The 11,579-nt window shown below is 30.3% G+C and carries 11 protein-coding genes; 8 read left to right on the top strand and 3 right to left on the bottom strand.

The window, feature by feature from the left end:
• Nucleotides 1–77: 77 nt before the first annotated feature.
• The 4 genes from KQI42_RS03635 (at nt 78) to KQI42_RS03620 (ending at nt 2,396) form a co-directional block, all read left to right on the top strand.
• Nucleotides 78–278 carry a hypothetical protein gene (locus KQI42_RS03635; protein ID WP_216516830.1) on the top strand — a complete coding sequence of 67 codons (201 nt, stop codon included), beginning with the start codon at nt 78–80 and terminating at the stop codon, nt 276–278.
• Nucleotides 279–890: 612 nt separating this feature from the next.
• On the top strand, nt 891–1,202 hold the full coding sequence (locus KQI42_RS03630) for a hypothetical protein (protein WP_216516828.1): 312 nt from the start codon (nt 891–893) through the stop codon (nt 1,200–1,202).
• 439 nt (nt 1,203–1,641) lie between these two features.
• Nucleotides 1,642–2,007 carry an ArsR/SmtB family transcription factor gene (locus KQI42_RS03625; RefSeq protein ID WP_216516826.1) on the top strand — a complete coding sequence of 122 codons (366 nt, stop codon included), beginning with the start codon at nt 1,642–1,644 and terminating at the stop codon, nt 2,005–2,007.
• Nucleotides 2,008–2,027: 20 nt separating this feature from the next.
• Nucleotides 2,028–2,396, top strand: a complete 369-nt coding sequence (locus KQI42_RS03620; protein ID WP_216516824.1) for a NifB/NifX family molybdenum-iron cluster-binding protein — start codon at nt 2,028–2,030, stop codon at nt 2,394–2,396.
• A gap of 238 nt (nt 2,397–2,634) precedes the next feature.
• Here KQI42_RS03620 and KQI42_RS03615 read toward each other — a convergent pair whose 3' ends face one another.
• The 3 genes from KQI42_RS03615 to KQI42_RS03605 all read right to left on the bottom strand — a co-directional run bounded on the left by KQI42_RS03615 (nt 2,635) and on the right by KQI42_RS03605 (nt 6,679).
• Complete coding sequence (locus KQI42_RS03615; protein WP_216516822.1) at nt 2,635–3,864, bottom strand: metallopeptidase TldD-related protein; 1,230 nt, start codon at nt 3,862–3,864, stop codon at nt 2,635–2,637.
• An 11-nt stretch (nt 3,865–3,875) separates the two neighbouring features.
• Nucleotides 3,876–5,213: a TldD/PmbA family protein gene (locus KQI42_RS03610; protein ID WP_216516820.1), complete on the bottom strand. Its 1,338-nt coding sequence runs from the start codon at nt 5,211–5,213 to the stop codon at nt 3,876–3,878.
• A gap of 332 nt (nt 5,214–5,545) precedes the next feature.
• Complete coding sequence (locus KQI42_RS03605; protein WP_216516818.1) at nt 5,546–6,679, bottom strand: YibE/F family protein; 1,134 nt, start codon at nt 6,677–6,679, stop codon at nt 5,546–5,548.
• Nucleotides 6,680–7,360: 681 nt separating this feature from the next.
• Here KQI42_RS03605 and KQI42_RS03600 point away from each other — a divergent pair.
• The 4 genes from KQI42_RS03600 to KQI42_RS03585 are packed head-to-tail and all read left to right on the top strand — an operon-like array spanning nt 7,361 to nt 10,743.
• Nucleotides 7,361–8,293 (top strand): ABC transporter permease, encoded by a 933-nt coding sequence (locus tag KQI42_RS03600; RefSeq protein WP_216516816.1) that lies wholly within the window; start codon nt 7,361–7,363, stop codon nt 8,291–8,293.
• An 18-nt stretch (nt 8,294–8,311) separates the two neighbouring features.
• The gene (locus KQI42_RS03595) at nt 8,312–9,493 is read left to right on the top strand and encodes an ABC transporter permease (RefSeq protein WP_216516814.1); all 1,182 of its coding nucleotides are present in this window, start codon (nt 8,312–8,314) and stop codon (nt 9,491–9,493) included.
• 15 nt (nt 9,494–9,508) lie between these two features.
• Entirely contained in the window at nt 9,509–10,501 is a 993-nt protein-coding gene (locus KQI42_RS03590) for an ABC transporter ATP-binding protein (RefSeq protein WP_216516812.1), read from the top strand.
• 26 nt (nt 10,502–10,527) lie between these two features.
• On the top strand, nt 10,528–10,743 hold the full coding sequence (locus tag KQI42_RS03585; RefSeq protein WP_216516810.1) for an ATP-binding cassette domain-containing protein: 216 nt from the start codon (nt 10,528–10,530) through the stop codon (nt 10,741–10,743).
• Nucleotides 10,744–11,579 lie beyond the last annotated feature (836 nt).

The following is an 11,579-nucleotide window of genomic DNA, read 5'->3' as shown; positions in this document are numbered from 1 at the left end:
AACAACGAAGGACCTGCTGACAAAGTATGTGTCTAATTATACAATCAAACAGTTTAAAAAGCATAAAAGCAAGACAAATGAGGATAAAACGCCAAATAAAGTGGATAGAAAGTTTAACCAAGGAAAACCCTAAGGATGCCCTGCTTGTTAAAAAGGCTTTTTATTCGGCAAGCGTGCCGCTCTCAAGTATGGGGATTTTCCATACCGACAGGGGAAGTGAGTTTAAAAATAGGATTGTTGACGAGATTATGGCTTCTTTTGACATCAAACGCTCATAAGCAATAAAGGTTGCCCATATGACAATGCCATTGCAGAAGCTATGTATAAGATTATTAAAACAGAGTTCGCCTTTAACAATTGCTATTATAAAAGCATAGTTAAGGGTTTTATGAAGAAGAGCGCTTCACAAAACCCAATTACAATTATTGTCTGCAATCCCCGTGTTGTCAACTGTTTTTGTCAACAAAAAAGTGTAGCAAATATAAGGATATTATTGTAGCACATGCTGTTCAAATATCAGCCACCCGAATGAGTTCATTGATGCCTACGCAAATCAGATAAAGACTGAAAATGTCAAGGGCACAAAGTGGCGACTAAGGCAATCGCATAAAAAAAGAAATCAAGGAACTCAGGGAAGGGAATTAAACAAAACTTTATATAGTAAAATGGATATCTGAAAAAAATATATGCCTGATATGCTTAATATAAATATAGAAGATTATTTAAATTTGTCCTATGATGGAGATTTTGGTGTAGTAAAATTATTTAGATGGGATAATTATTTATCATTATTTTTAGAATGTTATTCTAAATTGCTAAATAGATGTTGATTTGTAACACATAATGAAGGGGATAGGCCAGAAAATGTAAACATAGATTATGAAGATAAAATGTGGGAAATTCCTTATTATATAGAAAATCAATTTAAATTAGACGATTATAAATGGATTTTCAATATAGATATAGACTACTTTATAGATTCTTTAACAGACAATATCGATGATTGTATACAAATATTCTCAGATGATTTCTTATGCAAAATATTTATACCTATTGCTAACGCTTATGAGAGTGGTAAGATAGAGGTAATAACTATAAGTTTGAGTCCAGAATGTTCAGGAGGATGGGGTAATTCTTTGAATATTTGTAAAAAGATATGTAAAATATTTAATATAGAATTTGATTTACCTAATAGCAGATAAATATAATTTATTAAAAATGATCAAACTTTTTTAAAAAAATTTAATAATCTAAAATAAATAATATTAATTTTGATTAATCTTTTTTCAAAAGATAATATTTCTATTCTATATAAAATCAATGTTTATATAGAATAGAATGATCAAACTTTTTTAATAAACTACAATTGTATATATACAATAAACTCCACTCTATAAAAATAAAGTTGATTCTAAAACCTCGCAGTAAATGCAGGAATTTTCCTGTTTTACTGCGGGGCTTTTATTTTTTAGGGGACAGTGTTAAAGTATCCTATTTTCCTTTCAAAACATTCCTAGTAAATGAAGAGAAATTAATACTTAGAAATTATAAGTAAATGTCAAATTTTGCATTGACATTTTTAGTTAAGTATAATATTATTTAATTAAGTATTTACTTAATTAAAAATTAGAGGGGTAAATAATGGAACAAATAGTACAGATATTTAAGGCACTGGGTGATGAAACTAGACTAAAAATATTAATAATACTTTCTAAAAGGAGAATATGTGCTAAAGGAATTGCAAAACATTTAGATATTTCTGAAGCAGCAGTATCTCAACATATAAAGGTTCTAAAAGAAGTGGGAATTATTTTGGGAGAGAAAGTAGGGTATTATGTTCATTACGATTTACAAGAACCAATTCTTTTAGAAATAATAAAATTTATTGAACAAATGAACAATGATCATACAATGATTAATTGCAAGTTAGATATACATATTCCTAATGAATGTAGAGCATCATGTAAAGCAAATAAAAATAAATGTTGTCAAAGAAATAATAAGTAAAAATTGAAAGGAGAAAGAATATGAAAATATGTATTCCTGTAGAAGAAAATAAAGGATTAGAGAGTATTGCTTATAACCACTTTGGAACGGCTCCATTTTTCTTAATTTATGATTTAGAAAATGAGCAAATTAAGGTAATTAAAAATGGAGATTTAAATCATTCTCATGGTATGTGTCAACCTCTAAAGGCACTTGGAGGAGAGAATGTTGATGCTATTTTAGTTGGCGGAATTGGTGCTGGAGCATTGATGAAACTAAATAATCAAGGAATTAAAGTATATAGAGTTGCTAATGAAACGGTTTTAAAAAATATTGAACTATTAAAAAGAAATGAACTAACAGAGTTCTCAATAAATAATAGTTGTAATCATCATGATTGTAGTCATTAAGTAAGTATTTAAGATTATGGCATCTGCCTAAAGGTAGATGTCTTTTTTGAAAAATATAAGGAATATATTTTATCCCTATATTTCTTTTGGATTCTTTCATGTTATACCCATTATAATATAAAATTTCCAAATTAAAATAGTTCATGTTCATTATCCGAGTAAATTAAATATTGAACAATAATTAAAAAAATGGTCAAATCTACTGACTTAAAATAAAGCAGATTTGACCATTTTTCATTTATATATAATTAACATTTAAATTAAAAGCTACAGCATTTTCTCCTAAGAAAGCTTTGTCCTCAGATCTTCCTATAAAGTCATCTCCAAACATTGAATACAACTCACCAGATATAGTAAGCTCAGGAAGTCTTCCTATAAGTTTTTCTCCATCAGTTAAGAAAGCTAGCTGAACAGGTGTACCGAAAACTCCTTCTGCAGTAAAATCCCCACCAGAAGCTACAAAGACTGCTACTCCCAACTGTCCATTTAAAAGTTCCTTTAAAGTTTTATTACTAGATGCTACCTTAAAGTTTCTAGCAGATAAAGAAGGAACTTTATCATACTCTGCTGAAGCACTGCCTGTTAAAGGTAAATTAAATTGGCTTGCAGTTTTTTTATCTGTATAGGGAGCTAATATTTTACCTTTCTCTATTAAAGTATATTTATAGTCTTTATTTATAACGCCTTCTGCATCAAAGAATTCAGATTCTGTTAAATCCTCTTTTTGCGAACTTTGATATAAAGTAAATCCTTCATTAAATTTTTTCTTTCCAATAAAATCTTTAAATAAAGAAGCACCTGTTCCCACCTTATAACCATCTAACTCTTCTAGAATCTTCCTAAGAGGAAGCATATCAACTGCCATAAATACTACAGGTTGTTTTCCTTCTACGGGAAGCTTAACTTTATTTCTATAAGCTATTAATGATTCTCTTATATTATTTAAAAGACTTTCTCTATTGTATTGTCTATCTATAGATAATGCCATTGAATCAAAAACATTAACCGATGATTTTTCTTTTATAATTAGTTGTGTCTCCATCATTTTATCTCTATGAGTTAGATTCAGCCCTATATTATTTATTAATTTAGTTTCTGTTTCTCTGATGGATATATGATTTGAGAAAATGAAGTCTTTAAATTCTACTTTTAATATATTTAGTAATTCTTCAACTTCATTTACAAAAGCTTCATCAGAAAATATTTCTTTACTATAGTCTACTTCTTCAATATGATTACTTGATGGCTCATAAGGATATGGAATTTTAAGATTTAGATTCTCTACAGCTCTTTTTTCAAGCTCAGTTTCATCTATTTTTCCTACAGCTCCTGCAACGCCTATATAACCGTTTTCGTAAATTCTTAAACCTGTTTTAGTTATATCTTTTCTCCTAACAGATTGTATTTCAGTTTGAACTATATTTACGCTTATTTCTTTAAACCTTTTTATATATTTTTCTTTTACCATGACTTCCCCTCCTATTGTACCGTTATATTGTTTACTCTTATATAAGGTCCCCCCATGCCTACAGGAAGAGGATATTGCTCAAGTTTCCCACAGCCGCCTAGAGAGAAAGAAAGTAATTCTATTTCTTTTGAAATACCATCTATTTCGTATAAAGTTTCCATTACATTTCCACTGATTACCGATATATTTACAGGCTCTGCAACCTTTCCATCTCTAATCATATAAGATATACTAGGTGCAATAGTGAAAGTAGACATACCTGAACCATGAGATATTTCTTCTACCAATATCCCCTCTTTTACCCCTGAAATAAGTTCTTCTTTCGTCTTATCTCCAGCTTCTATATAAGTAGTTGTCATTCTGACTATAGGTTCGAATTCAAAGTTTATAGCTCTGGCATTACCAGTAGGATTTTCTTCAAGAGATTCTGCAGTAACGCAGCTATGAAGTCTTCCGGTAAGGATTCCATCTTTGATTAAGTAAGTTTTATTAGATTTAGTTCCTTCATCATCAAAAGGTACAAAACCACTGCCAAAAACATCTCCTCTATCAACAATAGACAGATTGTCTGCTCCTACCTTCTTGCCGATAGCCCATTCTTTCATCATGGTTTCATCTCCAATCATGAAGTCTGCCTCACTTTTATGTCCAAAGCTTTCATGAGTAAATACTCCAGTCGCAACAGGTGAAAGTATAACGGTATATTTTCCGGGCGTTATAGGTTTTGCAGACTTAGTAAATTCAATATCTCTAACCAGATTCTTTTTAAGACCTTTATGAAGTGATTTAAGCTCATTAAAGTCTGTAAAAGTTTTATCATAGCCGTTATTTAATGTTTTGCCTTCTATATTTAAAGAATATCTAAATGCTAAGGCACAAGTTTGATAATCAAATTTTAAATCTGCTCCTTTGCTAGAATAAAATTCTTTTGTAGTCTTACGATCTACATATATGGCTCGCCATATTTTAATTTCTTTCTTATTTTCAATAATAGGGAAATATGATTTTAGAAGATCTAATTTTTCTTCTTGGCTTATTTTTAAGATGTCATTTTCATTAAAGTGGAGAAATTCTCCTTTATTAACTTGAAAATTTTTCACAACAGGATCATCCATTATATTTTCATTTTCTTTAGCCATAAGTGCAAGTTTGTTTATCTCTTCTTGTATATTATCTACGTCCGTTGTGGAGCTATAGTACCATCTTTGTCCATCAAAGATTCTTATAAAGCCTCCTTTAAGGTTTCTTTTCAAGTTTTGTCTTAGTTCTCCATTCTCATAAGTAATTTCACTGGTAAAAACGTTCTCTAGCCTTACATCTGTATAAAGATTTTTTGGAAAGTTAAACATAGAGTCCCTCCTTATTTATTTTGTAGTTAAAGAGTAATTCCTATTGGGTAATTAATACCCATAAATCTATGTCGCTATTATCCATAGGCTATATAAATTTTGTCATAGTCATAAAATATGTATATTTAATGTTAGGATAATATATTCTTGATTACATATTACTATTGCTAATTAATAATGTCAATCTATATTTTAAAAAAATTAATTTTTAAAATAAATATATTAATATTTTTAAAATAAATATATTAAAATGTTTTATTTAAGAGTTATAAATATAATATTAAAAAAGAAAAGCAGCTAAAACTGTTAGGTATTTGGCTGCTTTCTTCTAATTATTGTTTATCTATATTTTCATCTTTATTTTTATCCCTTTTTATTAAGAAACTTGCTACTAAAGCCGTTAAAGGTATTGTAAGAACCAATCCTATACTTCCAGCAAGGGATCTGATAATTTCTGTAGCAATAACATCTAAGTTTAGTATTTTAACTATAGAAGTTTCATAAGCCATAAACAAGAGCAAAAGAGGTATTGAACTTCCAGTATAAGCTAAAATTAAAGTATTTGTCATAGTTCCCATAACATCTCTGCCTACATTCATTCCTGCAGAAAAAAGTTCTTTTCTTGTTAGACTATTATTAGCATTATGAATTTCTTCTATGGAAGATGCAATAGACATTCCTACATCCATTACTGCTCCTAAAGCACCTAATATTATTCCTGAAAATAGCAAGTTTTTAAAGTCAAAAGATATATTTTGTGGAATATACATTAACATAGTTGCTTCTTCGCTACTAAGGCCTGTTAATTGAACTTTACTTCCTACATAATAGGAAATTAGTCCAGCCATTACAACACCTGCCGTAGTTCCTATAATAGCAGCAAAGCTTTTATTATTTATTCCCCCTATTAGGAATATGGTAACGACTGTAACACCTATAGATATTAGAATAGAAATTGGGACTGGATTTACTCCTTTAAGCATTAAGGGAAGAAGTACTTTTAATACTGCTAATACAGTAAAAATAAGGGATATTACTGCTTTTACACCTTTCCCTTTTCCAATGATTATTATTAAAGCTATGAATACAAGGCTTAGATAGAGTAGGTAATTTTGGCGTGAATAATCGGCTATAAATGCTTTTATGTTTTCATTTCCATAGTCTTCTATTATGACTACTACTTTATCTCCTTTCTTTACAACTATATCGTAGGCAAAGTTATTAGATAAAATATTTTCTACATCAATTATCTTATTCTTATATTTGCCGCTGGTAATTTTTAATTTAACATATTGAATTTGTTCTTCAAAAGCATCGTTACTTTTTTCTTCAATTTTACTAGCCTCTAATACTACTGCATTTTCTGTAAAAGAATCAAATTCTTCTATCGTATCATCGGATTCTCCATAAACCACTGAAAATGTGAGAAATAAGGACAATATAAATATGAATATATTTTTCTTCATGTGTTCCCCTCCGAAAACTTATTTATATAAATTATATTAATATAACTGTTATTTTTCAATAAATTATATTTTTAAAGTGTATGGTTCTTATAATTACTTCAGAGTCTTTACTTAATATAATTTTATATAAACAGAAATTGAATTTTCAGAAATTAAAGTAAAAACTTTAATTTATCACAAAAACATATTGACTATACCAAGATATTATAGTAACATACTAAAATATAAAGAAGATTGTTAAACAATTTAAAATTTAATTTAATAACAAAAATCTAATAATTAAAATCCTTTATACTTTTCAAAAATATTTATATAAAAAATTGGTGAAATGTTAAGAACTAAAAAGCTTAATTTTCAGAATATTATAAAACTAATACCAATTACTTCTAAAATTAAGTTGAGGAAATATCTAATATAACAAAGTTAAATAATACAAATTCATTCCATGAAAGGGGGACAAGCTTTAAATATTGATGGATTTTATATTAGATAACAAAAAGGTATATTTAGATAAGTTTATGACGGAAATTCGACAATGATAGAAGTATATTGGGAGGAAACAGGTTTAAGAGAGGTGGTAACGTTTGCATGTGAACTAAGTCTTCTATAAAAGAGTTTATTAATGTTATAAGAAAGGAGTGAAAGTAGTTAATATCTTTCTAAGGTCTTAACTATAAAACTATGGGGAAATATATTTTAAAGAGAATTGTTTATATGTTCTTTACACTGTTTATTATTATTACAATTACATTTTTCCTAATGCATGCTGTTCCTGGTGGACCATTTTCTGTTGAAGACGGAAACGAATGGATGTCTCCAGCAGTACAAAAGGCGATACTAGAAAAATATCATTTGAATGATCCTTTACATAAACAATATATTGATTTTCTAAAAGGAGTAATAAGGTTTGATTTAGGACCTTCATATGCATATGAGGGAAGGTCTGTTACAGAACTTATATCAAGAGGTTTCCCAGTTACAGTTAGAATGACTTTTATTTATATTTTACTGATTATTATATTTGGAATTCCTTTTGGGATGATAGCAGCTTTAAATAGAAACAAACCTTTTGATAGAGGAATTATGTTTCTTGCAACTTTAGGAAAAACTCTACCAGGATTTGTAAAAGCAAGCATGATTCTTTATATATTTGCATTTAAATTAGGGTGGTTTCCCATATTTGGAATCAATGATGGATTTAAATCCTATGTTTTACCTTGTATAGCTATGTCCTTAGGATCAATAGGATCTATGACAAGATTGAATAGATCATCAATGTTGGATGTTTTAGGACAAGATTATATTAGAACTGCCAGGGCAAAAGGCTTAAGTGAAGGAAAGATTCTATATAAGCATGCCTTAAGGAATGCTTCATTGCCTATGGTAACGAGTTTAGGAGGGAATATAGCTAGTGCTTTAACTGGATCCTTTGTAATAGAAAAGATATTTGCTCTACCTGGAGTAGGAGGTTATTTTGTTCAAGCAGTTGGAAATAGAGATTATACCACTATTATGGGAGTCACAATATTTTCCTCACTTATTTCTTTAATTATGGCACTTGTAGTTGACATATCTTATGGAATTGTTGATCCAAGAGTTAGGATAGAAAAATAGATAAAAGAGAGGATGATTATGGACATGGAAAAGGTAGATACTTCTATTCAGATAACTCCAGAGCTATGGAAACCAGTAGAGAAGCATAGAGATGTACAGGAGATAACTGGCGAATCATTGACTCATTGGCAAGATGGCTGGAGAAGGTTTAAGCAAAATAGACTATCTCTATTTGGCATACTAATAATGATATTTCTTATACTTGTTGCTATTTTTGGTCCTTATTTTTCACCTTATAACTATTCAGATCAAAATATTGATTTTAAGTCAATGCCTCCAAGGCTTAGTATAAGAAAACTTAATGAAAATACATATTTTTATTTAGATCCTACCATGGGATTATTTAAAATTACAGAAGATGGGCGACTTTTGGAAAAAACTAAAGACGTAAGAGAAGAATCTTTGGATAAAAAGCGAATTTATAATATTGATGATGAAGAAGTAATTCTTGACTATAATACAAAACCGTATAGGGTATTAAACTCAAAAGGTGAAGAGATACCAGTTTATAAGAAGGTTTTTAATAAGATACATCCTTTCGGAACGGATGATTTAGGAAGGGATTTATGCGTTAGAATTATTTATGGAGCAAGAATATCTTTAATAGTAGGGCTAGTTTCTGCAATATCCAATTTAACAGTAGGTGTTTTATATGGAGCCATATCAGGCTATATAGGTGGAAGAACCGATATTATAATGATGAGAATAAGGGAAATATTAGGTTCTATTCCTAGACTGCTTTATGTAATAATTCTAATGCTTATATTTGGCTCAGGAGTTAAAACTGTAGCAATAACTATTGGATTAACTTCATGGCTTGGTATGTCAAAGATGGTAAGAGGGCAAATATTGTCTTTAAAGGAAAGTGAATATGTGCTTGCAGCTAGAACTTCAGGAGCAAGTACATGGAGGATAATTACTAGACATCTTATACCAAATACTATAGGTATTATAATCGTAGAGGCAGCAATGAGGATACCCAATTCCATATTTACAGAAGCTTCTTTAAGCTTTGTTGGGCTAGGAGTATCTGCTCCACAAGCATCTTGGGGAACTTTAAGCAACGAGGCATTGCCTAGTTTAATGACATATCCTTATAAGTTGTTTTTCCCAGCATTAGCTATATCTTTAACGGTTTTATCTTTTAATTTTGTTGGTGACGGGCTGAGAGATGCGTTGGATCCCCGATTACGTAAATAGAGAAGAGGTGTCTAGATGACTGAAAGATTATTAGAGGTTAAAAATTTAGAAACATCATTTTATACACATTTAGGAGAGGTCCGAGCAATTAGAAATATAAGTTTTGATTTAGATAGTGGAGAAACCTTGGGAATAGTTGGAGAATCCGGAAGTGGTAAAAGCGTAACTGTATTATCCATAATGAACTTATTGCAGCATCCAGGGAGGATAAGGTCGGGTGAAATTATATTTAAGGGAAAAAACTTAGTGCCTAAGAGTCAAAGAGAAATGAGAAAAATCAGGGGTAAGGAAATATCTATGATTTTTCAAGACCCCATGACCTCTTTAAACCCTGTCTTTACAGTTGGAAATCAAATAGTAGAGGCAATAACAGAACATCAGAATATTAGTAAAAAGGAAGCAAAAGAAATAGCAATCAATATGTTAGATGTTGCTGGAATACCTTCTCCTGAAAAGAGGTTTTATAACTATCCCCATGAAATGAGTGGAGGAATGAGACAGAGAGCTATGATTGCTATGGCATTATCTTGTGAACCTGATTTATTAATAGCAGACGAGCCTACTACTGCATTAGATGTTACTATACAAGCTCAAATCCTAAGACTAATGAAAGATCTAACTAACAAACTTAATACTTCTATCATTTTTATCACCCATGATTTAGGGGTAATTGCAGATTTGTGTAAAAGAGTAATTGTGATGTATGGAGGATTAATTATGGAAGTTGGAGGGGTAAGAGATATCTTTTATAATCCTCAACATCCTTATACAAAAGGGCTGTTAAGGGCAGTACCTAGTATCAATCTAGACAAAACTAAAAGATTATACACCATACATGGTAATCCACCAGATTTACTGAATCCACCAATAGGATGTCCTTATGCAGAAAGATGTCACCATGCTATGGAGATATGTCTAAAATATCAGCCCCAATTTTTTAATATTTCAGATAGGCATAAAGCAGCATGTTGGAGATTACACGAAGACTATCTTAATAACTGTAATTAATCTTAATTAGAAAAAGAGGTGAAAAGATGGAGAATAAAGATGTTGTCTTAGAAGTTAAGAACTTAAAAAAATATTTTCCAGTAAGAGAAGGTTTTTTTAATAGAAATCCAACCTATTTAAAGGCAGTTGACGGCATTAGTTTTGATATAAAAAGGGGTGAGACCTTTGGATTAGTTGGTGAATCTGGATGTGGAAAAACTACAGCAGGGAGGAGTGCGACACGTTTGTTAGTGAAAAGCTAACACTCATTATCCAAGTTTAAGGAACAAAACTAGGTAATGGAGAACTGCAATTCTGAAAGAAGGAATGATGGAATCATGGTTTCCTAAAACTTCTTCTCTAAAACTACGGAGTGCATTGTAAAGGTAACAATGTGCTAAGCCCGTTAAAGTCAGCAGAAGGTTAAGAGCTTATTAGTATTTAATTAATAAGAAGTTAGCTCATATGTTGGGAGGCTACAAAAAGAATAAGGGTAGAATGTATTTTATTAAACACTGACGAAATTGCGAAGGAAAACCTCTATAGCTGGTGTATTTGAGAAAATACAGATACCATAAGGTATCGCAGCTTATGGATGAGTAGTGAACCACCAATGAAAGTCCTGTATCAGCCAAAAGTGATACATCCACAAAGGACAAGCTGCAGGGGTAGAGCAATGCCCTAAGTTCTAATGTATAGCTAAGAATTGTGGAACGTGGAAAACCACCTAAGTTAAATGTTAATGATATAAACACCTATTATATCAAATGTTAACTAAACTTTTGGGAAGTTCCTTTTGGGAAAAGAAATTGAGTTGAATAGGTGTGAGAGTAAGGGCACAGTACCTTAGAAACCATGATAATAAGTGGTGGAGGGATAGCCCTAAGTCATAATATTTTTCTTTATATTAGTACTAAAGGCATAAAATACTTAAAATCAGCAATCAAGAGATAAATACTGTAATATAAAATGAGTGTTTTTACACTTAGACATGTGAACCCCATAAATTTATATAAAATATTTTGGTATTTTTTAATCGAATTGCTGCCGACTTATAACAAATAGTTTTCTAAGTTATTAGGCTGATTTAGAGAGAAAG

The sequence above is a fragment of the Tissierella simiarum genome (assembly GCF_018917865.1).
Taxonomy (GTDB): domain Bacteria; phylum Bacillota; class Clostridia; order Tissierellales; family Tissierellaceae; genus Tissierella_C; species Tissierella_C simiarum.
Note: the sequence above shows the minus strand (reverse complement) of the source record. Positions and strands in the feature narration are given on the sequence as shown.